Source organism: Carboxylicivirga sp., assembly GCF_982718395.1.
Window position 1 is genome coordinate 1 of the sequence record NZ_CEXQWX010000035.1, and the last position, 22,118, is coordinate 22,118.

The 22,118-nt window shown below is 38.7% G+C and carries 18 protein-coding genes and 1 tRNA gene; 10 read left to right on the forward strand and 9 right to left on the reverse strand.

Features of this window, described 5'->3' with window-relative positions:
• The 6 genes from AC4MRQ_RS08710 to AC4MRQ_RS08735 form a co-directional block, all read left to right on the forward strand.
• On the forward strand, positions 1–686 hold a 686-nt coding region (locus tag AC4MRQ_RS08710; protein WP_491197279.1), incomplete at its 5' end, for an ROK family protein.
• Positions 687–691: 5 nt separating this feature from the next.
• On the forward strand, positions 692–1,867 hold the full coding sequence (locus AC4MRQ_RS08715) for an MFS transporter (RefSeq protein WP_491197280.1): 1,176 nt from the start codon (positions 692–694) through the stop codon (positions 1,865–1,867).
• A 22-nt stretch (positions 1,868–1,889) separates the two neighbouring features.
• Complete coding sequence (locus AC4MRQ_RS08720) at positions 1,890–4,250, forward strand: GH92 family glycosyl hydrolase (protein ID WP_491197281.1); 2,361 nt, start codon at positions 1,890–1,892, stop codon at positions 4,248–4,250.
• Complete coding sequence (locus AC4MRQ_RS08725) at positions 4,243–5,550, forward strand: GH36-type glycosyl hydrolase domain-containing protein (protein ID WP_491197282.1); 1,308 nt, start codon at positions 4,243–4,245, stop codon at positions 5,548–5,550. The genes AC4MRQ_RS08720 and AC4MRQ_RS08725 overlap by 8 nt, the downstream gene beginning before the upstream one ends.
• The gene (locus AC4MRQ_RS08730; protein WP_491197283.1) at positions 5,550–7,313 is read left to right on the forward strand and encodes a class I mannose-6-phosphate isomerase; all 1,764 of its coding nucleotides are present in this window, start codon (positions 5,550–5,552) and stop codon (positions 7,311–7,313) included. Before AC4MRQ_RS08725 ends, AC4MRQ_RS08730 begins: the two co-directional genes overlap by 1 nt.
• Before the next feature lie 285 nt (positions 7,314–7,598).
• Entirely contained in the window at positions 7,599–10,712 is a 3,114-nt protein-coding gene (locus AC4MRQ_RS08735; RefSeq protein ID WP_491197284.1) for a GH92 family glycosyl hydrolase, read from the forward strand.
• Positions 10,713–11,289: 577 nt separating this feature from the next.
• Here AC4MRQ_RS08735 and AC4MRQ_RS08740 read toward each other — a convergent pair.
• The gene (locus tag AC4MRQ_RS08740) at positions 11,290–12,258 is read right to left on the reverse strand and encodes a glycoside hydrolase family 130 protein (RefSeq protein ID WP_491197285.1); all 969 of its coding nucleotides are present in this window, start codon (positions 12,256–12,258) and stop codon (positions 11,290–11,292) included.
• Positions 12,259–12,329: 71 nt separating this feature from the next.
• Positions 12,330–13,619: an MFS transporter gene (locus AC4MRQ_RS08745; protein ID WP_491197286.1), complete on the reverse strand. Its 1,290-nt coding sequence runs from the start codon at positions 13,617–13,619 to the stop codon at positions 12,330–12,332.
• Between the two features lie 188 nt (positions 13,620–13,807).
• On the opposite strand from AC4MRQ_RS08745, the gene AC4MRQ_RS08750 reads away from it, so the two are divergent.
• A complete protein-coding gene (locus AC4MRQ_RS08750; protein WP_491197287.1) occupies positions 13,808–14,461 on the forward strand; it encodes a DUF4956 domain-containing protein in 654 nt (217 codons plus the stop codon).
• A gap of 40 nt (positions 14,462–14,501) precedes the next feature.
• On the opposite strand, the gene AC4MRQ_RS08755 is transcribed toward AC4MRQ_RS08750, so the two are convergent.
• The 3 genes from AC4MRQ_RS08755 to AC4MRQ_RS08765 all read right to left on the reverse strand — a co-directional run bounded on the left by AC4MRQ_RS08755 (position 14,502) and on the right by AC4MRQ_RS08765 (position 16,321).
• Entirely contained in the window at positions 14,502–15,215 is a 714-nt protein-coding gene (locus AC4MRQ_RS08755) for a LytR/AlgR family response regulator transcription factor (protein WP_491197288.1), read from the reverse strand.
• Between the two features lie 71 nt (positions 15,216–15,286).
• Positions 15,287–15,967: a TrmH family RNA methyltransferase gene (locus AC4MRQ_RS08760; RefSeq protein ID WP_491197289.1), complete on the reverse strand. Its 681-nt coding sequence runs from the start codon at positions 15,965–15,967 to the stop codon at positions 15,287–15,289.
• 81 nt (positions 15,968–16,048) lie between these two features.
• A complete protein-coding gene (locus AC4MRQ_RS08765; RefSeq protein ID WP_491197290.1) occupies positions 16,049–16,321 on the reverse strand; it encodes an HU family DNA-binding protein in 273 nt (90 codons plus the stop codon).
• Between the two features lie 250 nt (positions 16,322–16,571).
• Between AC4MRQ_RS08765 and AC4MRQ_RS08770 the strand changes: the two genes are divergently transcribed.
• Positions 16,572–16,656 (forward strand) — tRNA-Ser (locus AC4MRQ_RS08770).
• 41 nt (positions 16,657–16,697) lie between these two features.
• Here the strand turns inward: AC4MRQ_RS08770 and AC4MRQ_RS08775 are convergent.
• Entirely contained in the window at positions 16,698–16,904 is a 207-nt protein-coding gene (locus AC4MRQ_RS08775; protein WP_491197291.1) for a hypothetical protein, read from the reverse strand.
• 183 nt (positions 16,905–17,087) lie between these two features.
• Here AC4MRQ_RS08775 and AC4MRQ_RS08780 point away from each other — a divergent pair, with 183 nt between their 5' ends.
• The gene (locus tag AC4MRQ_RS08780; protein WP_491197292.1) at positions 17,088–17,639 is read left to right on the forward strand and encodes a WcaF family extracellular polysaccharide biosynthesis acetyltransferase; all 552 of its coding nucleotides are present in this window, start codon (positions 17,088–17,090) and stop codon (positions 17,637–17,639) included.
• Here the strand turns inward: AC4MRQ_RS08780 and AC4MRQ_RS08785 are convergent.
• From AC4MRQ_RS08785 to AC4MRQ_RS08795, 3 genes are all read right to left on the reverse strand, one after another.
• Positions 17,629–18,846 carry a 4Fe-4S dicluster domain-containing protein gene (locus AC4MRQ_RS08785; RefSeq protein WP_491197293.1) on the reverse strand — a complete coding sequence of 406 codons (1,218 nt, stop codon included), beginning with the start codon at positions 18,844–18,846 and terminating at the stop codon, positions 17,629–17,631. The two genes, AC4MRQ_RS08780 and AC4MRQ_RS08785, sit on opposite strands and share 11 nt — an antisense overlap.
• Positions 18,847–19,057: 211 nt before the next feature.
• Positions 19,058–19,990: a carbohydrate kinase family protein gene (locus AC4MRQ_RS08790; RefSeq protein WP_491197294.1), complete on the reverse strand. Its 933-nt coding sequence runs from the start codon at positions 19,988–19,990 to the stop codon at positions 19,058–19,060.
• Between the two features lie 22 nt (positions 19,991–20,012).
• Entirely contained in the window at positions 20,013–20,627 is a 615-nt protein-coding gene (locus tag AC4MRQ_RS08795) for an IMPACT family protein (RefSeq protein WP_491197295.1), read from the reverse strand.
• A gap of 208 nt (positions 20,628–20,835) precedes the next feature.
• Between AC4MRQ_RS08795 and AC4MRQ_RS08800 the strand changes: the two genes are divergently transcribed.
• Positions 20,836–22,089 (forward strand): porin, encoded by a 1,254-nt coding sequence (locus AC4MRQ_RS08800; protein ID WP_491197296.1) that lies wholly within the window; start codon positions 20,836–20,838, stop codon positions 22,087–22,089.
• The last annotated feature ends 29 nt before the right edge of the window (positions 22,090–22,118 follow it).

Consider the following 22,118-nt stretch of genomic DNA (forward strand, 5'->3'; position numbering starts at 1 on the left):
TTGCAATGTTCTCTGTCGAAAATGCAAAATACAGCCTGTTAAATGGTGTTGACATGCGAAAAGCTCTGGCTACCAGGCTGGGAATTGAAGAGAACAAAATTCGCTTTATCAATGATGCTACTGCATTTGCCATTGGAGAATACTTTAATGGACAATTGCAAGGTGCAGAAAAAGCTTTAGCAATTACACTTGGTACCGGATTCGGATCTGCTTTTCTATGGGATGGTAAGCCGGTTATTTCAGATAATACGGTGCCTGAAGGTGGAGTGCTTTGGAATGAGCCTTTTGCGGATGGCATTGCCGACGATTATTTTTCAACCCGTGGATTAATCTCCCGCTTCAGTGATCAATCAGGTGTAGTTGTGGAGGGCGTCAAGCCAATAGCAGAGTTATACAATACAAACAGCCATTCCAAAGATGTTTTTGATGATTTCGGGACGCAATTGGCAGTATTATTAAGCCCTTGGTTGAAACGCTTTGATGTGGAAAATCTGGTGATTGGTGGAAATATTTCAAAAGCATTTTCATTGTTTGAGGGCAGTTTTATTACAGAGCTAGATAAAGAAGGAATAAAAATAAAAGTTGCTCCTTCAATTCTATTGGAAGATGCCGCATTTGTTGGAGCAGCATCGTTGATGAATGATCAGTTTTACAATTCTATAGAAGAACAGTTAGAACAAATGTAAATAATATGAACAAGGAAACATTAAGATATAAAACACTCTTACCTGTCATTACAACCTTCTTTGTTGTAAGTTTTGTTGATTTAGTTGGAACAGGGGTGGACGAATTAAAACAAAGTACCCAGACACCAACCTACTTATTACAGCTCATCCCTTTTGTAGCATTTATCTGGTACTTTATATTATCCGTTCCTGTAGGAATCTGGCAATCGCGCGTTGGTAAAAAGGAAGTATTAAGCATCTCATTAATAATTACAACCGTTGGTTTATTTGTGCCACTTCTTGGAAATTCCTTGCCTGTTATTTTACTTTCTTTTTCCTTGCTGGGAATCGGGAATACAATTATGCAGGTTTCTGCTAACCCACTATTGATTGATGTGGTGCCAGAATCAAAAGCGTCTGGGTTTTTAAGTTTTTCGCAGTTTATAAAATCACTGGGCTCTATGGCCGGGCCTTATATCGCAGCAGTTGTAGGACCATTTTTAGCAGCTACCATTGGTTTCGGAGGGGAAGGAGCCTGGAGATTTGGGCTGTACCTGTTTGGAATTGTCTCATTCCTGGTTTTTTTATGGCTGAATGCTACTGATATTCAAGAGTCAAGCCAGAACAAAGAAACGGTCACGCTGTCATCGTGTTTCAGACTACTTAAAAATAAATACATAGCATTAATGGTACTGGGTATTTTTGCTGTAGTTGGCATAGATGTAGCCATCAATTCGAATATCGGTAGTTTTCTTCATCTCAAATTAGGTGTTGGTGAAGAAGCTTCAAAGTATGGTAAAACTGTTTATTTCTTTGCAAAGATGTTGGGTACATTGGCAGGAGGTATTCTTTTATTGAAGTATAATGCGAATAAATTTTTGCGTTTTTCAACCATTCTTGCCATTTTGTTTGTAATCGTTTTAAGCTTTGTTCAGAACCAGTTAGCAGCATGGATATTGGTTGGATTGGTAAGCATTGGTGTTTCAAATATTTTCCCTTTGATTTATTCCATAACAGTAGGGAATTACCCTGAACGATCAAACGAAATCTCAGGTCTGATGATGATGGCAATTTCAGGAGGTGCTATATTCCCAATGCTTGTAGCTTTTGCAATGGAAATTAACCTAAATGGAGGCCTATGGATCATTCTTGGACTCCTGATATTTATACTCGTTCTGGCAGGTATTAAATCTCAAAAATAAAAACTCATTAATACTAAAAAAGATGAAATCATTTATATGTTCAAACATATCAACAAAGTTATTCTACTTGTTTCTGGTTTCAATTTCATTGTTAGGTTTTACTTCATGCGAAAAGTCTAAAATCCCTCTGGATTATGTGAATCCTAACATTGGAACTGCACATAGCCGATGGTTTTTTTACACACCGGCTGCATTGCCATTTGGAATGGCCAAACCCGCACCATCAACCAACGGTCACTACGGTAATAAATCAGGATGGGAAGCCGTTGGTTATGATGATCGGCATACTTCCATCGAAGGATTTGTAAACATTCATGAGTTCCAATTGGGTGGTATTTCATTAATGCCAACTTGTGGTGAGTTAAAAACACAGCCGGGTAAACTGGAAGATCCGGATTCGGGTTACCGTTCGCGCTTCAATAAGGCCACCGAAGTTGCCAAGCCCGGGTATTATAAGGTTAAGCTCGATGATTATGATATTAAGGTAGAACTGACTTCTGCAAAACGTGTGGCGTTTCATCGCTATACTTTTCCTGAAAATCAACAAGCACACATTATTTTTGATATTGGCAGACGACAGGGAGAGAGTGGAGCTGTGATTGATTCCAAAGTCTATAAAAAAGATGATACAACCATAGAGGGGTGGGTAAGGACACTTCCTGAATATGTCAAAAAGTATCAGAATGGTTCGTTTGTAGATATGTATTTCTCGGCCCGATTGGATCATAAGATTGAGGAGTTCGGCACTTTCATCGGTGATACAGTTAAGCCAATGAATGCAAAAGTTAAAGGAGTCGGGTCAGGCGCTTATGTTACATTTGATACCGGGAATGTGAAGGAAGTTGAAGTACAGGTCGGGTTATCCTATACTTCTATTGAGAATGCACGAAATAATCTGGAGGCAGAATCGATGCCTTTTGATGTTGCCCAAGAGAATGCTCAAAAAGTATGGACAGAAGAATTAGGCAAAATTGCAGTTTCAGGTGGCGAAGAGGACGATAAAGTAAAATTTTATACTGGTTTATATCATGCTCTGTTGGGACGCGGTTTAGCCAGTGATGTTAATGGAGCCTATCCAAAAAATGATGGTTCAATTGGTCATATTCCGTTGGATGAAGATGGCAAGCCTGAATTCAGCTTTTACAATACCGATGCCGTTTGGGGCGCCTTCTGGAACCTGACTCAATTATGGACTTTGGCCTGGCCCGAATATTATAATGACTTTGTACAATCGCATTTGTTGGTTTATAAAGATACAGGCTGGTTGGGCGATGGCTTGGCAAACAGCCGATATGTTTCTGGTGTTGGTACCAATTACGTTGGATTAATAATAGCAGCGGCCTATAATTGCGGCATCCGAAACTATGATGTGGATCTGGCTTTTGAAGCGGCCTTGAAAAATGAACTGGAGTGGAAAGGCCGTCCTTTAGGTGCCGGAAAGTTGGATGTTGAAGAATTTGTTAAAAAAGGAACCATTGCGCACACCGATGAAGTAGGTGAAATACCAGAGGCCACCATGTTTTCAGCCTCTCATGTTTTGGAATATTCGTTTAGTGCCAACGCTGTAGCAAATATGGCTGCAATGTTGGGTAAAGAAAAAGAGTATGAACAGCTGATTAAATTGTCAAAGGGTTGGCAAACACTGTTTAATGATCAGAATGGTTTTATTCACCCCATTGATTCTGTTGGTGAATTTATCGCTGATTTTAATCCTTTTCAGGCTTGGAGAGGTTTTCAGGAAGGTAATGCCTGGCAATATAGTTTTTATGTGCCTCACGATTGTGAAGCTTTGGTTAATCGGATTGGAAAAGGGCGTTTTATCCAGCGCCTTGACTCTGTGTTCTTGTCTTCTCGTGAAATGGCTTTTGGTGGAGGAACGGAAATTGATGCATTTGCCGGAGTTGAAACATTATACAACCATGGAAACCAGCCAAGTTTGCATATACCATGGTTATATACTTGTGCAGGAGTACCGGAGAAGACACAATTCTGGACCCGAACCATATGTAATGAGTTTTACGGTACAAACCCTATACATGGCTATGGTTATGGTCAGGACGAAGATCAGGGGCAATTGGGTGCCTGGTATGTGATGGCTTCCATTGGCTTATTTGATGTAGCCGGATTGACAGGTGAAAATCCAGAAATGCAGGTTGGAAGTCCGGCTTTTGATAAGATAGATATTCGCTTAAACCCTGAGTTTTATAAGGGCGATTATATCCGTATTAGATTGCATAATAACACTCGTGAAAATATGGTGGTTGAATCCATTAAGATTAATGGTGAGACAATGGAAAGTAACTTAGTTCCCTTTAAGCACCTGGTAAATGGTGTAGAAATTGAAATCAATAAGAAACCTTCAAAATACTTATACAATGATTAGAAAAAGTTTAAAAGTGAATTGGCTTTGGATATTGGTTGCATCCCTTTTGTTTAGTTGTGCCCCAAAGCCTAAAATTAACCAGGAGTTAAAAACGGCAATAGAAACCAACGAGAGTTTCGCGTTTGTTAAGCAAAAAGCCCTGGAGGTAGTCAAAACCGGATTTAATGCCGGCGATGGATATGGAGAAGTTTGGATTCGGGACTATAACACCTTTATTGAATTATCAGCAGAGGTTTATCCGAATGAGACACTCAAGGAAAATCTGCGGGTATTTTTCCGCTTGCAAGGAGATGATGGTAATATATTAGATGGTTTTATACCACAAAGCAAAGCGGTACAAACCGAAGGAGGTTACCAGTATTTCTATAGTGATCTGGAGCCCGATTATTGCGGTCATAAGAACACAGTGGAAACTGATCATGAAGCATCATTGGTGCAGGCAGTTTACAAGTATGTTACGAAAACGGGTGATGTAGATTTTCTAAATGAGAAAATTGGCGATAAAACCATTGCCGAGCGGCTGGAGTGGTCCATGCAGTTTTTGCTGGATCATCGCTGGAGTGAAGAGCATGGATTGATTTACGGTGCCACCACGGCTGATTGGGGCGATGTTCAGCACAGTCATCCATGGGGAGTTTATATAACAGATGATACCAAATACTGTCTGGATATTTACGATAATGCCATGATGATTATTGCCTTAAATAACATTATGGAACTGTTGCCGGAGACAAGCAAGAAGTGGAAACCTGTCAGAGACAATATGGTAGTAAATGTGGAGAAACACTTGTGGGACGAGTCGAATCAAAAGTATATACCGCATGTTTATCTCGATGGCTCACCATACCCTGATGATTTTAATGAGAATGAGATATTCTATCACGGAGGAACAGCTGTTGCTATAGAAGCTGGACTATTGAATAAACGCCAGATTGAGGTGTCACTTGAAAAAATGATCGCCAATGTAAAAGCTTCGGGAGCCGGATCAATAGGCCTGACCATGTATCCGCCATATCCGGATTGGGCATTTGAAAACGAAGGCATGTACCCTTATGGTTATCAGAATGGCGGTGACTGGACGTGGTTTGGTGCGCGAATGATTCAGCAATTAATCAATAACGGGTTTTATCAGGAGGCCTACGATAATTTACTGCCAATGACCGAAAGAGTTGTTGCGAATGATGGCTTCTTTGAGTGGTACACAATTGATAATGAACCAACAGGTTCAGGTACATTTAGAGGCTCAGCGGGCGTGCTTTTCAAAGCAATAGAGATGTTGGAAGAATTAACGAAGGAGTAATGAGTAAGAAAAGAGAAACAAAGCAGTTTTTATTGCCGACTGTCAAAGAGGACACCTCAACCGGGGTCTATGATATATACCCCAGCATGAAGTTGGAATCTGGCGTAATAAGTAATGAAGTACGTCAGTTAGCATCAGTTCTGAAGGATCATTCAACTTTAATCATCGACGGTTATGTAGGTGTTTTTTTTGATGAACTGCTTCAATTATTAAGCAATGAATTCAGGCAGCTTGGCAAAAGTGTTAATGCCATCGCCGTTGAACAGGCTTTGAAATCAGGGTCTGAAGTTTATCAAATGATTGAGCCTTTTTTAGGAGGAGATGATCCAATTTTCGGAACACGCACAAGTCTTGATCTGATTGATTTCTTTGACAATGACAAACTATCGAAGATCAAACCGGACAACAATTTTGATATCAACATTATTTATGGTGCAGGGGCTGGCTTAACGCAGCATAAAGGCGCTTTGATTTATGTTGATCTGCCAAAGAATGAACTTCAGTTCAGAGCCCGGGCTGGTTCGGTAACTAACCTGGGTGCATCAGCTCCGGTGTCCATCAAACCCATGTACAAACGATTTTACTTTGTTGATTGGGTGGTGTTAAATGCTCATAAAGCATCAATTCTCGATAGCATTGATATAGTCATTGATGGGCAACAAACCAACGAAGTTGTTTGGATGAATGGTGATGAATTACGCGCCGGACTTAAATCCATGTCACAAAATGTATTTCGTGTGCGTCCATGGTTTGAACCAGGTGCATGGGGCGGGCAATGGATCAAGGATAAAATCAAAGAACTGAATCAGGATGTGATCAACTATGCTTGGTCCTTTGAATTGATTGTCCCCGAAAACGGACTTTTGTTTGAAAGTGATAGCAAGTTATTGGAGGTGTCATTCGACTGTTTAATGTTTCAGGAGCATAAAGCTATAATGGGACAACATGCCGAAAAGTATCAATATGAATTCCCTATACGCTTTGACTTTCTGGACACTTTTGATGGTGGGAATTTATCAATCCAGTGTCACCCTCAACTAGAATATATTCAAAAGCACTTTGGTGAAACCATCACTCAGGAAGAGACCTATTACATTCTGGATGCCGGTGCAGATGCTAAGTGTTACTTAGGCTTTCAGGATTCGATTGATCCAGAGGAATTCGAGAAAGACCTGAAGTACAGTTTTGAAAAGAAAGAACCGATTGATATCACCAAACATGTTCAGATACATGACTCTAAGAAACATGATTTGTTCCTGATTCCACCAGGCACTATTCATGGATCGGGTACGGATAACCTGGTGCTGGAAATTAGTACCACGCCTTACATCTTTACCTTTAAAATGTATGATTGGCTTCGAGTGGATCTGGATGGAAAACCACGACCGATAAATGTGGATCGAGGTATGGAAAACCTGAATTTCGATCGTAAAGGACAGTATGTGAAAGATAATCTGATATCGAAACCAGCATTGCTGAACAAAACAGAAGCATACGAACATTACCATCTGCCAACGCATAAAAACCATAGTTATGATGTTGAGCGCTACTCAATCAGTGAACAAGTTGAGATACAGACCGGAGATAAATGCAATGTACTGTCTTTGGTTGAGGGTAGCAGTATCATTGTAGAAACAGCAAACGGCAGCCGTCAGCGTTTTAATTATGCTGAAACTTTTGTTATTCCGGCAGCGGCAGGATCTTATAAAATCATTAATGAATCAGGTGCAAATGCTGTTGTTGTTAAAGCATTTATGAAATAAATAAGGCTCAATATGATTGTTAGTGGGTATTGGTCGGCCTCAAGCAAGAAGCCAAATAACAAGGTGAGATTGACGTTAAAAACGGTGCTGTTTGAGCGTTAGCGAGTTCAGCGTTTTAGCCAATGAACCGTAGTTATTTGAGCTGAGAGCTTGTAGCCGTGATTTTCTTTTGCTTCTGTTTTCTTGTATCAAAACAAGAAAATGAAGTGGGGTTTGGGGCAAAGCCCCATAATTGAGAAATGAAGTTACCCATTGTATTTTGTATAGAACCATAAATTAAATTGTATGAAAATTAATATATCCATAATTGTTTTGGCTATGTTTCTGTTTAGCTCTTGTAAACAAGAGACAACAGTTGTGTGGCAAATAGGAGATAACAATGGTTCAGGTTCTGACTTTGCACTGTATCCCGGCGATTATAATGATTTTATTGCCAGTGATTTTGGTTGGGAAGATAAATACTTTCTGATCGGCCATTCAAAGGCAAAGGAAAACTGGCCATATATTATTCCCGGAACAAGTGATACTTGGGGAGGAACCTGGGGAACGTCAGGATGGCGCTCAAGTACCCTGAATATTCTATTTGGGGTTGATAAACTACCATCCAGAGGTGACTTTAAGTTAACGATTGATATGCTGGATTGTAACCCCGAGGATTTACCATTATTTAAAGTGTTGGTGAATGGTAAAGCCTGGAAATACAGGGTACCAGAAATCAGTTCAGGCAGCCCAATTGATTCAATTCCCTCAAACTCGGAATATTTGCTGGAAATACCTCTTCCTTCGGGACTAATAAAAACCGGAGGTAATGAAATCAGTATGACCACACTGGAAGGATCGTGGATCAAATTCGACCAAATTAAGTTGGAAGGTCCTGCCGGAATTCAGTTAACCCAGCCAGATCAGGTGCATATCAGAAAGGTGGAAGTTGCAGACTACGAGCTTAATGGAAACCAAGCATTACTGGTTGATGTTGAGCATCTGGAAGAACGACCGGAGTTAACCGTTTTATTGGATGGTGAGAAAATATTCAAAGCTGATGTTGAGCAAGGACGTTACATATTTGAAGCTCCCATGCCGGCAGTAGAAGTGAATAAAACAAGTAGCTATGAAATTCTGGTTAATGATGTGAGCATCTCAAAAGGGAAGGTGGAGCGATATGCAGCTAGAGATGTAACACCCGCCGACTATGTAGACACAAAAATGGGAACCGGTCATTCACGCTGGATGATTGCTCCCGGTCCGTGGATGCCATTCAGTATGGTAAAACTAAGTCCTGACAACCAGAATCCAAGCTGGCAGGGAGGTTATGAACCAGTATTTGAATCCATTGGAACCTTCTCTCATATTCATGAATGGACAATGGCCGGATTGGGAACCATGCCAACTAATGGCCCCTTGCAGGTTGAGGTGGGTGATGAAAAAGATGCCGACAGTGGTTATCGTTCGCGCATTAATAAGGAAACCGAGAAAGCTCCGATTGGTTATTACAGTGTTGACCTGACGGATTATGATATACATGCCGAGCTGACATCAACCACCCGTTGCGGTTTTCAACGATATACATTTCCAAAAGATCGTGATGGTTCGCGTGTTTTGCTCGATTTGGTGATACCGGCCGAATATTCCTATAACTGTTTGGATGCCTACATCAAAAAAACAAGTGATTACAGAATTGAAGGCTATAGCCATCAGATAACACCAGATACCTGGAGTGGAGGAATATCACAGGAATACATTGTTCATTTTGTGGCTGAATTTGACCAGCCCATCAAAGGCTTTAAGGTTTGGACAGAAAATGGTGTGCAGGAAACAGATGAATTTAAAGTAACTGCGCCCAAAGATGCCGGGGCGATAGTGGAATTTGATACCCGCGAAAACAATGTTGTACAGTTGCGGACTGGGATTTCCTATGTAAGTATTGAAAATGCACAACAAAACCTTGAAGAGGAAATTATCAATGCTCATAACTGGGATTTCGAGTCAGTTCGGCAAAGTAATGTTGATACATGGAATGATATCTTTGCCCGAGTTAAGATTGAAACAGACAACCAGTTAGAGAAGAAACGCTTTTATAACAGCATGTATCGTTCCATATGCAGCCGCAATATTTTTAGCGATGTTAATGGCGAGTGGCGCGATGCTGATGAGCGAATTCAGAAAATGGAAGACCCTTCATCTCCTGCATTAGGTTGTGATGCCTTCTGGAATACTTTCTGGAACTTGAATCAATTCTGGAACCTCGTTACTCCTGAATGGAGTAATCGATGGGTAAACTCACAACTTGCTATGTACGATGCCAATGGGTGGCTCGCAAAAGGTCCGGCAGGTATGGAATATATACCCGTTATGGTGGCCGAGCATGAAATTCCAATGATTGTTGGTGCTTACCAGATGGGCATTCGGGATTTTGATGTTGATAAAGCTTATGAAGCTGTGAAGAAAATGCAAACAACACCTGCACAGGAAGTAGGTGGTGGTTTTGCAGGAAATCGTGATCTGATACCTTACCTGAAATATGGTTACGTTCCTTATGATTTAGGGCGGTTCTCCAATTCATTGGAATATGCCTATGACGATTGGACTGTGTCTCAGTTTGCTAAGGCATTAGGAAAAAAAGCAGATTACCGTAAATTTAAAAAACGTGGGAGCTATTGGCGAAATGTGATTGATACCGAAATGGGCTATGCACGAATGAAAGATTCGAAAGGGCAATGGAAAGAGGATTTTGATCCTTATAAATCAGGAGCCAACCACCATTATGTGGAAGGTAATGCCTGGCAGCTGACTTATTTTGTGCCGCAAGATGTGCCTGCACTGGCTGATGTGATTGGTAAAGATCGTTTTATTGAGCGTTTGGATTGGGGCTTCGAAGAGAGTGATAAGACACGATTTAACGGGATGAATGACCAATACTGGGATTATCCTGTAATACAAGGGAACCAGCAATCTATGCACTTCGCTTTCTTATTTAATTGGGTTGGAAAGCCTTGGTTAACACAAAAATGGAGCAGAGCCATTATGGATCGCTATTATGGCTATGGAATCTCCAACGCCTATTTAGGCGATGAAGATCAGGGACAAATGAGCGCCTGGTTTGTGATGGCATCTCTTGGTCTGTTCCAAACCGATGGTGGATGTAGTGTTGACCCGGTATATGAAATAGCCAGCCCCTTGTTTGAAAAGGTAGAGATTGAGCTTGGAAATCGATATGGGAGAGGAGATACCTTTATTATTGAGGCCAAAGGAGCTTCCCGACTCAATAAATATGTTCAATCTGCTCGTCTCAATGGAAAAGAGCTTAATGATTTTAAATTTCCGGCAAGCGAACTGTTAAAAGGTGGCAGACTGGAACTGGAGATGGGAGATAAGCCCAATAAAAACTGGGGTGTCAATTAACTATTGTTCGTTAAGTAGTATCACTCGTCGTCCGACTAATTATGCGTCAACTAAATCAGTCGGGCAAAGAGTATTGTAATGATATACTTTATTACTAGTCCGATAAATATTTGCATATCGTTTATATTCATCGGACTAGTAGTTTAAAGTTGATAATGGCAGTATAATATATATCAATCCGGTTTTGCACCTTGGTCGATATAATTTGTATCGACCCTTTTTTATAATACCACGTTACAAATTGTATCAATCATTTTATCTCGACGATACGATACAATCTGTATTTCATTGTTTTGGTGCTGAGTGGAGTCGGTACAATTTGTACTTGCTTGTTTTAGTGTTTGGTGGGGTCAGTACAATTTGTACTTGGCTGTTTTGGTGTTGAGAGGAGTCGGTATAATTTGTACTTGCTTGTTTTAGTGTTAGGTGAGGTTAATACAATTTGTACCGGCTTATTTTAGTGTTGAATGAGACCAGTATAACTTGTATTTGGAAAATGGAATGTTTGGCAATTATCTGAACTAAAAAAGCCCGAACATTCAAACGTTCGGGCTAATACTTTTTAAGTAGTAATGACTTATAACGAATTGTTTTTCACGAAATCGATAATTTCCTGTAAGTATCCGAATGCTACACCTACAACCGTATCTGCAGCACCATAATAAACCACTACTTTTTCATCGTCATTTAAAGCTGCACAAGGGAAGACAACATTAGGTACATCACCAGCCAGTTCATATAGCTCAGCAGGTGCTAATAAATAAGGCTGTGTGCGGTAAAGTACTTTATCAGGTTGCTCTAAATCCAGAAGTGCAGCACCCATCGAGTACCTGAAACCATTACAGGTATTGATCACACCGTGGTAGAACATCAGCCATCCGTCCTTCGTCTTAATAGGCACCGATCCTGCACCGATTTTGGTGCATTGCCAAGCGCTATCTTCAAAAGGAGTTACCTTCATCACACAGCGATGTTCACCCCAATATTTCATATCCGGACTATAACTCAGGTAGATATCTCCAAAAGGCGTGTGTCCATTATCACTTGGGCGACTCAGCATACAATATTTACCATTTATCTTTTCAGGAAATAACACGCCATTACGATTAAAAGGTAAAAAGGCATTTTCACACTGAAAAAACTCTTTAAAATCAAAAGTATATGCAATGCCGATTGTTGGTCCGTGATAACCGTTACACCAGGTAATCCAATAGCGGTCTTCAATAAATGTAACGCGAGGATCATACTTATAATCTGACTCGATCATTTCTGTATTACCAGCCTGCATTACAATCGGCTCATGGTTGATGTCCCAATTGATACCATCCTTGCTAAAGCCGGCAAAAATGTTCATCTGAACCGCTTTGTTATCACAACGAAAAACGCCGGCATAACCATCGCCAAATGGCACCACCGCACTGTTAAATATACTGTTCGAGGTGGGGATATGATAGCGACCGATAATCGGATTTTTGGAGTAGCGCCACATCACTTCACTACTGTCTGCAGGACGCTCTTCCCAAGGTATAGATACTTGATTTTGCATATTTTAAAGTTTTATATTTTTTGTGTTTTAATTTCGATTTAGTACCCAGTTCAACTTATTAAACTTAGAGACTATTCATCCTCTTGCTCCATCTCTTTTAACTCCTTCTCGCTATAAATAAATGGTACGAATTTACAAACGAGTAAAGCCGGAATGGTACCAACTAAAACCAAAATAAAGTAAGGTTTGTAGCCCATCATATCGCTCAAATCACCACTAATCATAGACGGAATCATAACGCCTAAATTCATAATGGCACTCGCGAATGCATAATGAGCCATTTTATACTTACCAGGAGCAATTTGTTGCATCATAAAAAGGGTTAATCCTACAAAACCAAATCCATAACCTAACCACTCCGTTAAAACGGAGGCATATACCCACGCAATGTTTTCAGGTCTGAATAATGATAACAGGAAATAACAAACAAACGGAACATTAAATGCCATCGCCAGATACATCAAAGAGCGTTTTAATCCACGCCCAGAAATAAAATACCCGCCTAATAATGAACCGGCAACAAATGATATACTTCCTGCCCCATATACTGAAGCAACAGTGGAAGTATCAAGTCCTAACCCTCCATCTGCATAAGAGGTCTTTAAAAACAAGGGCACTATTTTTAAAGCCAGTCCTTCAGCAAATCGGTAAAGGATAATAAATACGATATGCCAGATAATCAGCTTCTTTTGAAAGAAAGTTTTGATAACATCCCATAAGGTATCAAAACCGTCTTGTAAGGAAGTTACCTTATGAGTAGCACTTCCACCGGATGGAAGCATTTTTAGATGGTAGAAACCTAAAAATATCATTAATCCGCCACAACTAACCATTGCCCACATCCAGGCATTAACGGCTCCCATTGTTTTTGTTAATTCACCTGCCAGATATGCAAATCCAGACATTGATAAGAATTTGGCAATATTATAAGCTGCTCCTTGCCAGCCAATATACCTGGCCTGATCTTGAGATGAAAGAGCATTAATATAAACACCATCAGTGGCAATATCATGTGTAGCGCCACTAAATGCCAATATTGAGAAGAGCGCTATAGAGTACTGAAAGAAAGAAGGTAGCTGTAGTGAAAAAGCAATAAACATTAATGATATGCCAGTCAGCCATTGTGTTGCAAATACAAAATGCTTTTTAGTCTTGAACATTTCCAGTACCGGACTCCATAATGGTTTTAACGTCCAGGGTAAAATTATTAATGAGGTCCAAAAGGTTATTCTGGCATCACTTACGCCTAAGTCTTTATACATTAAAACTGAAGTCATCGACACAAGGGCAAAAGGCAAGCCCATTGCGAAATATACAGATGGTATCCAAAAGGCAGGATGTGCTTGTTTAGTTTTATTCATTAAATAAGAATTTAGTCTTTATAAAGATGACGGGTAAAAAGACATGTGCCCTTACCCGATCCGTAATTTTTTCTCTTTTATATGTAAGATGAAGCAAGCGGTTCAATATTATTATAAAAAATCGATGGTATTGTTATCAGGTTTGGCGATATTGCAGTACGTATGTTTAACTAATCAAACAAATGTTTATGGATGTTAGCTTTTTTGAAGCCAACTTACTGAATTTGGGCAGTTTACTGCACCTTATTTTTCGTTTTACATTTAACCTGATTGTTGCTTTAATTTTAGTGCGGGTTCTTTATTACCAAAATAATCGCAGAAAGGATTACCTATTTACTTTCTTATTAATAAGCACAATCGTTTTTCTCCTATGCATTTTGTTGGAGAATGTTAACCTGCAGTTGGGATTTGCTCTTGGGCTGTTTGCTATTTTTGGTATTATCAGATATCGGACTACCCAGATCCCGATCAAAGAGATGACCTATCTGTTTATTACAATTGGTGTATCGGTCATTAATGCACTTAGCGGTTCGTATGTAAGTTTTATTGAGTTATTTGTAACCAACTTGTTGGTTATTGGTGTTACATTCGGATTAGAGCGTATTTGGTTGTTAAAGCACGAATCCAGCAAATTAGTTATCTACGAAAAGATCGAACTTATAACACCGGCACGATACGAAGAAATGCTTAATGATCTTAGAGAAAGAACAGGCTTAGATATTCATCGGGCTGTGGTTGGAAAAATCAATTTCTTACGTGACACCGCTGAGGTTATTATTTACTATTATAACACAGAAGTGAGTAATGTAACAGTCTATGATGAAGGAGATGACGATGATTAATTTAAGACATAAAAAAGCCGTCACATGACGGCTTTTCTTTTTATCTCGTTATCAAATTGATGTCATCCATTAGCTTATCTTTATACGATTTTCCTATTGGAATTATTTTTGAACCACCTTCGTAATTTATAATTACGGAGTTGTCTTCAATTACCTTTATCTTATTAATATTTACAATGAAAGAACGGTGTACTCGAACATAACGTTCAGGTGGCATTTTCTCAGAAATAGCCTTCATTGTAAAGTGAATGGTAAACTTGTCTTTAAAAGTATTAAGAACAACATAATTTTCTAATGCTTCTATCCAAAGTATATCATCGTACTTTACCCGAACCAGCGAACTGTTGTTTTTTACAAATATCTCATTGGTCTCGCGTGTTACAGATTCCTTTTCTTCAAATCGCTCACGAGCACGCTTAACAGCTTTAATAAAGCGGCCATACTGAACTGGTTTAAGAAGGTAGTCCGTAACATTGTATTCATATGAATCAATTGCATATTTTTCTTGCGACGAATAAACAATGACTTGGGGTAATTCATCCAAAGATTTTAGGAAGTCGATGCCGCTCATCTCAGGCATCTCAATGTCTAAGAATATTAGATCAATTGCCTCTATATCTTGTTTTGACAGGTAATTAATGGCACTCACTGCACTATCAAAAGTTCCCGCCAGATTCAAACCATCCGTTTTCTCAACAAATTCTTTAATAATTTTCGTCGAGAGTTTGTCATCATCAATAATAATGCAATTCATAGACTCTGATTTTCTTCAAAAATAAAAAAATATCATCATTAATAATTGTATCTCATTGAAAAATTTAACGTTTAAAACGAAGTATTGTTTCTTTTATTGAACTCTTCAATCAACAAGTCACTTTTTTTAATCGATTTTTTAAGCCATTCCAGGTATAGCTCATTAAACTCGTTTTCGGGAAGTTGCCATTCTGTATTTCCAGATCTTAACTGATTGGTAATGTGCTGTAGTGTAATGGCCGCACATACTGAAATATTAAGGCTTTCTGAAAAACCATACATAGGAATTTTCATAAATTCATCTGCTTCCTCCATTACAACATCTGATATACCTTCTTTTTCGTTGCCGAAAACAAAAGCTGCTTTTCCTGCGGAGATATCAAACTCATTAAGATTAACATCATCTCTGTGGGGGCTTGTTGCAACTATTCTATAGCCTTCAGATTTAAGTTTTTTTAAAGCTGAACGAGTGTTATTATTTTGTTCATTGTATTGGTGTAAATGCAACCATTTAGTTGCACCAATTACAACTTGCGGGTTGATATTAAATGTATTATTATTTTCTATAATATGAACATCTTGAACCCCAAAGCAGTCACATGAGCGAAGAACAGCACTGGCATTTTGTGTTTGATAAATATCCTCTAGAACAACAGTGATGTGTCTGGTTCTTTGCCTTACAACCTCAGACAATTGATTAATTCTCTCTTCGGTTGAAAATTGCTCTAGAAAATCTATCAGCTGATCGATCATAATTTTGAAATTTATACAACTGAAAATAGCAAAAAAAAAGAGTGCCAAAGCACTCTCTTAATATTTTTAGCTTGATTAAGATTAGTTGATAGAGTCACTTAATTCGCTACCAGCCTTAAACTTAACAACTTTTTTAGCAGGAATTTCAATTTCTTTACCAGTTTGTGGGTTTCTACCGGTACGAGCGCTTCTTTCAGAAACACCAAAAGAACCAAAACCTACTAAAGCAACACGACCACCGTCTTTTAATGCATCACCAGTTACTTTAATGAATGCGTCTAAAGCTTTTTTTGCATCAGCTTTTGTTAATTCTGCTTCGCCAGCAATTGCATCAATTAATTGAGCCTTGTTCATAATACTCCTTAATTTTAGGGTTCTATAAATAAATTCTTAAACTTTCCTCTACAAATATAGAGTATTTCCGGTGTTTACCAAATGTTCAGCAAAAAAAGAATAGGAAAAATCAGCACTAAAAAGACATATTATAATAGCTACTCCTTTTTTTTAGTATTATCTGTTTTTTTATTGATGAAATGCTTGTCTCATTATTTAAATTCTCTATATTTGCACCCGCATTTAAGGAAATGCATTTAATAAGAATACTGGAGAGATGGCAGAGTGGTCGAATGCGGCGGTCTTGAAAACCGTTGTACCGCGAGGTACCGGGGGTTCGAATCCCTCTCTCTCCGCATAAAAAGGAGTTCGTTTGACGAACTCCTTTTTTATTTACTTAGCTATTCTTGGATAAAAACACTCCAGTTGGCAGCATATTATCAGGCGGTGGTGTACCATTCTTCATTTTATATGCTTTTCTTTTACATTGTCCCTGCAGTTCACCTTTACAATACCTGTTAATAAAGCCACGGCAGGCTAACTCGTTTGTAGGACTATAGCGGATTAGAAAACCGCATTTGTCAATCATATCACATGCTTCCATTTTAGAGTAGTTTGAGTTAATTATTGGTTTAGTGAAAATACATGAATTTAAATGATTTATTATCGGGTGTTGATTTTTTAATGCTGAATAGTTGATGAATGCATGTGTTTTGATTATTAATTACAGGAATTTGTCTTCAAACGTTAAAGGTGTTATTTTCGGTCTGAGAATTTTGAGCTTATAATGGACACAGTTGATTTATCGAAATATAGTAACGATTGGTTTGATGAAGGTGCGGGAACATTAAAACGTAGCATTTGGTTTATGGTTAATGCTATTTTTCTTATTAATCCACTCAACCCTTTATCAGGCATTAAGGTATGGTTACTTAAGAGTTTTGGTGCTAAAATAGGAAAGGGTGTTGTAATTAAACCTGGTGTAAATATTAAGTACCCCTGGAATCTTGAAGTTGGAGATTATTCATGGATAGGGGAGCGGGTATGGATTGATAATTTGGATAAGGTTGTTATTGGTTCTCATTGCTGTTTATCGCAGGAAGCTTTGATACTTATTGGTAATCATAACTATAAGGAATCAACTTTTGATTTACAGGTTGCACCGGTAATCATTGAAGATGGAGTTTGGTTAGGAGCGAGGTCTGTTGTTACAGGTGGTGTTACATGCGAAAGTCATTCTGTCTTATCAGTTAATAGTGTGGCTTCCAAATCACTTGAATCATATTCAATATATAGAGGGAATCCCGCTGTTAAGGTTAAGGACCGAACTATATCTTAGTGTCAGTCTTTGTCATTAACCAATCTGGTAGTTTTCCGGGAGATGCTTTTCTTCCATAAAAGAAATCATCCATTTTTACTGCCCAATATCTAAAGTTTGGAAATTGCCGGATGCACCACCGAACCATTTTATGCATTAAGTTATTGGGATGAGAATATGGGCATGTGCTCATACAGCGACCACAATCGGTGCCGGCTATACACCAATAATTAAAGCACTTTTCCGAATCAATCTGCCATCGATTCACACCATTAATTAGTTGAGCATTCCGACCTGAAATGGCTGATGCCGGGCAGTTTACAGCACATTTTAAGCATCTAGTACAAAAATCTTCGTAACTATCGTCATAATGTCTTTCGACAACAGGCAATGGCATGTTAGTGGTTACAACCCCAACTCTTACTCGTGGACCAAGTTCCGGAGTCATTAATAATCCCATCCGGCCAATCTCACCCAAATTAGCATCTCTTGCTACCAATGGAGCAACAATTTGGTAATTACCATCAATATGGGCTCTTGCATCAAACCCGCAATTACGAATAAATTGTGCCAGCTGCACAGCAATAATGCCTGCATTCAAGTATTGTGTTGCAGATTCCATGATGATGGATGCCTTAGGAGCTGCATGAATCATTTCATGATCCATCTCAACTGTGAAGGCAATACCAATCTGATGATTTTGATTAATTTTTTTACCAAAACGATCACCGCGACCGCCAACAGAGTACCAGTGATAATCTTTCATTTTAGTAAAACCGATAGATTTAACTCCTGATTTATCAGCCCATGATTTTATGAAGCGACCGCATTCTTCCTGAGATAGATTAAGCGAATGATCTTTTGCTTTACCTTCAACGTAGTTGTGAAGACCATCAACAATAGTAAATATGGATTCGGTTGCTTCAAAGGAAAGGGAATTATGGAATTTAGATTGCTTTCCTAAGAGACCGGGTAACTTTCTGAAATTATCGTCATTTTCTTTATGTGATGGAAATTCTTTGTAGTAACTGTCAAATCGGTCGGTACCTGGTTTTAACTCGTTTCTGGCAAACATGATTGTTCGCTCATCAATATTTCCTTTGGGCTGGTTCTCTTCCCTTTTTCTAAATAAGAATCTGGGAGCAAATATGTACAATCCTATAACGACAAATAAAGCATTAATGCTTGCAATTATCCAATTAACACTGGCAGGTAAATAGTATGGCACTATAGTGATTGTTAAAAAAGGCAGCATCAGAGTAAGAGCTTTAAAGGCTGCTCTTCTCTTTCGTTCATAAAAGCTTGTGATGACCATCAGAAGCAAGAGTGAGGTAAAGATTGCGCCCAATATGGAGAGAAGGATTGGTTGAACGATCATTGTTATTTGTTGATTGTAAGTTGGTGTTGCTGTATTGCTTTATGGGTATTGTCTGGCAATTTTATAGACCGGTTTTTTCAAACATAGATTCGAAATCCTGACGAGAAATATAAGGAACTGTGCCACCAGCAATCGTTGTTGATAAGGCTGCATTCTTGCAAGCCAATTCAATGGTTTCAGCTGTAGATTTATTCTCAATGAGTGCAGCAAGATAGCCAGCTGTAAAAGCATCTCCAGCCCCGATACAATCTATCGGATTGCTATTATGAAACGATTCATAGTGTTTAATTTGTCCATTGGATATTAAGCGTACCCCTTCGCTTCCAAGTGTATTGGCAATTGTGTTTTGACTGAGGTTTACCAGATCTTTCATTGACATTTGATTACCAGTCAGTAATTTTTCTAATTCAACCGCATTAGGAAAGAAAACATCCACGTAAGGCAGCAAGGTACTTAAATTAGTGTCCCATTTTTCTTCAACATCCCATTGCGGATCTAAAGAAGTGTGCGTTCCTATGGACTTGATATGCTTATAAAAATCGGGTAGCTTATTTCTAAAGTGAGGGAGTACATAAGGATTTGAGAGATGAAAACGTTTACTCTTTTTTAAGAGTTCATCTGTAATGTCTTTTGGTTTAAGAGAAGCCATAGCACCTGCGTGCGTTATGTTTGCCCTGTCTTCATCTTTATTCATCACAACAGTGACACCAGTTTTTAAACGGGGTTGGACAACCAGGTGATCGGTACAAACATCATAATTGCTTAACAAGGACTTAAATAGTGTACCAAAATTATCTTCTCCAACAGCACCTACATATGCTACTTTTATTCCTAAAGTTGCTAAATGTGCCGCAGTAATGCCGGCTGAACTGCCCAGAGCAATATCAAACTGATCAGCCAATACTTCTTCTCCAAAGTTTGGAAGTTTATTAAAGTGATTAAATATCAGATCGATATTGCAATCACCTGCTACTATAATATCATATTTATGCATTCTGGTCAATCCTTAAATTTTACTACACGGTTTTGAGATATTCAACTTCTACTGATTCAATTTTCTGGAGTTTTGTTACGATTCGTTCAACCATGGATTGCCGGCAGCTCCATTCAATAGAGCATCGTAGGTTAAAATCCTGATTAATAATATTTGGGTTTTCATCTTTCATGATCTTCATGATATCATTCATTACCCCATAATCAAAGTTGACCCGATAGATATCGTTAACAGTTTTTTCAACAATCGTTGTATTGTTCAATGCATCAATGGAGGCTTCCCTGTAGGCATGAATTAAGCCACTGGTTCCAAGTTTTGTTCCTCCAAAATACCGGACAACAACTATTAAAATATTAGTTAAATCATGCGAACGAATCTGTCCATGTATAGGTTTTCCAGCTGTTCCGGATGGCTCCCCATCATCATTAGCTCTGAACTTACTCTCATCCAAACCAAGTTGCCATGCGAAGCAATGATGCCTTGCATCGTAGTATTTTTTCTTGATATCTGCTACGTGTGATTTTATTTCTATTTCAGAATAAACAGGAAAAGCATAACTTATAAATTTGCTTCCTTTTTCTTTATAAATGCCTTCCGAAGCAGTTGCAATTGTTTTATATTTATCTGCTTTAATCATTGATTGTTTAACTCATTATTTGACCGTGAAAATAGCAAAAATTTCAAAGGAGGCTCTGGTGTTGATTATTGTTAGTTTTAATCATTGTAAAGGATAATGGTAAAGCTATCGTATATGAATGTATGCATTTGTACCTCGAAATTAATAGTCAATTGTTACCAGGTTGATTTTATTAATTTTAGCACTATACACAAAAAAAGAAGATAACATGATTAGACTAAAGTTTGTGGCTTTATTGCTGCTGCTTAGCTGTGGACTGTCCATTGCTCAATCAAAAGAAGAGGAATCTTCATTCCCAACTAATTGGTATGAAAAAATTAAGGTCAGTGGTTATACTCAATTAAGATACAACGACTTGTATAAAACTAATCCGGAAATGGAAAACCCGCAGGGTGACAGGACCTATGGAGGATATGATGGTTTTTCACTTCGCAGGGCACGCGTAAAACTGTCTGGTCAAATTCATCCGCGCATGTATTTTTACTTTCAGGCTGATTTTGCTTCTGATGGTAAAAACCTTGGACAATTAAGAGATGCTTATTTTGATTATTTTCTCGATCCACAGGGCGAATGGCAAGTACGTGGGGGGCAAAGCAAGATCCCATTCGGGTTTGAGAATTTGCAATCATCACAAAACCGCCTGGCACTAGACCGAAATGATCCATTAAACAGTGCGGTCAAAGACGAGCGTGATATGAATATTGGATTGCATTATGCGCCAAAGAAAATTCGGGATCTTTTTAAAACAATAAAGAATCAAGGTTTAAAAGGTTCAGGTGACTATGGGATGGCTTATGTAATGTTTTATAATGGCCAGAGAGGAAACAGTATAGTGCCGGATGCTGAAAAGTTTCCACACGTTGCCATGCGTTTTGCTTATCCATTTGAATTAGTTTCAGGACAATTTATGGAGTTGGGTATTCAAGGATATACAGGTCAGTATGTTATGACATCTGTTACTGAAGGTGTTGTTGTTAGAAATGACGATGGCACTCTATCAAGTACTTTCGCAGAGGGACAACTTTTTAGAGATCAGCGCTTAGCGGGAACAATTGTGTGTTATCCGCAACCTTTTGGTTTTCAGGCTGAGTATAATTTTGGTGTTGGTCCTGAGTTTGCCTATGATGCAACAAGTGAAACGGGATCAATTGGGAAAGAAAACCTTCATGGTGGTTATTTACAACTCATGTATAGAATACAACATAAAAAACAGGAGATTTTCCCGTTTGTGAAAGGTATGTATTATGATGGTGGTAAAAAGTTTGAGCAAGATGCCCGAAGCTACTCCATGAAAGAACTCGAATTAGGAATTGAATGGCAACCCATCAGTGCTTTTGAAGTTGTAGCCATTTATACATTGGCTGATCGCCGTTATGAAGATATGACGGATTTTATGGGGGGCAATAATGGAAATCACCAAAAAGGACAGTTGTTGCGTCTGCAGTTTCAAGTTAATTTCTAATTGTATCAAGATTGAATATGAAATATATT

What these genes read in the sequence shown, in the direction of transcription:
- AC4MRQ_RS08750 (WP_491197287.1), top strand. Translation starts at nt 13,808, where the DNA reads ATGGATGTTAGCTTTTTTGAAGCCAACTTACTGAATTTGGGCAGTTTA.
- AC4MRQ_RS08795 (WP_491197295.1), bottom strand. Translation starts at nt 20,627, where the DNA reads ATGATTAAAGCAGATAAATATAAAACAATTGCAACTGCTTCGGAAGGC.
- AC4MRQ_RS08780 (WP_491197292.1), top strand. Translation starts at nt 17,088, where the DNA reads ATGGACACAGTTGATTTATCGAAATATAGTAACGATTGGTTTGATGAA.
- AC4MRQ_RS08775 (WP_491197291.1), bottom strand. Translation starts at nt 16,904, where the DNA reads ATGGAAGCATGTGATATGATTGACAAATGCGGTTTTCTAATCCGCTAT.
- AC4MRQ_RS08765 (WP_491197290.1), bottom strand. Translation starts at nt 16,321, where the DNA reads ATGAACAAGGCTCAATTAATTGATGCAATTGCTGGCGAAGCAGAATTA.
- AC4MRQ_RS08790 (WP_491197294.1), bottom strand. Translation starts at nt 19,990, where the DNA reads ATGCATAAATATGATATTATAGTAGCAGGTGATTGCAATATCGATCTG.
- AC4MRQ_RS08755 (WP_491197288.1), bottom strand. Translation starts at nt 15,215, where the DNA reads ATGAATTGCATTATTATTGATGATGACAAACTCTCGACGAAAATTATT.
- AC4MRQ_RS08735 (WP_491197284.1), top strand. Translation starts at nt 7,599, where the DNA reads ATGAAAATTAATATATCCATAATTGTTTTGGCTATGTTTCTGTTTAGC.
- AC4MRQ_RS08745 (WP_491197286.1), bottom strand. Translation starts at nt 13,619, where the DNA reads ATGAATAAAACTAAACAAGCACATCCTGCCTTTTGGATACCATCTGTA.
- AC4MRQ_RS08715 (WP_491197280.1), top strand. Translation starts at nt 692, where the DNA reads ATGAACAAGGAAACATTAAGATATAAAACACTCTTACCTGTCATTACA.
- AC4MRQ_RS08720 (WP_491197281.1), top strand. Translation starts at nt 1,890, where the DNA reads ATGAAATCATTTATATGTTCAAACATATCAACAAAGTTATTCTACTTG.
- AC4MRQ_RS08760 (WP_491197289.1), bottom strand. Translation starts at nt 15,967, where the DNA reads ATGATCGATCAGCTGATAGATTTTCTAGAGCAATTTTCAACCGAAGAG.
- AC4MRQ_RS08730 (WP_491197283.1), top strand. Translation starts at nt 5,550, where the DNA reads ATGAGTAAGAAAAGAGAAACAAAGCAGTTTTTATTGCCGACTGTCAAA.
- AC4MRQ_RS08725 (WP_491197282.1), top strand. Translation starts at nt 4,243, where the DNA reads ATGATTAGAAAAAGTTTAAAAGTGAATTGGCTTTGGATATTGGTTGCA.
- AC4MRQ_RS08740 (WP_491197285.1), bottom strand. Translation starts at nt 12,258, where the DNA reads ATGCAAAATCAAGTATCTATACCTTGGGAAGAGCGTCCTGCAGACAGT.
- AC4MRQ_RS08800 (WP_491197296.1), top strand. Translation starts at nt 20,836, where the DNA reads ATGATTAGACTAAAGTTTGTGGCTTTATTGCTGCTGCTTAGCTGTGGA.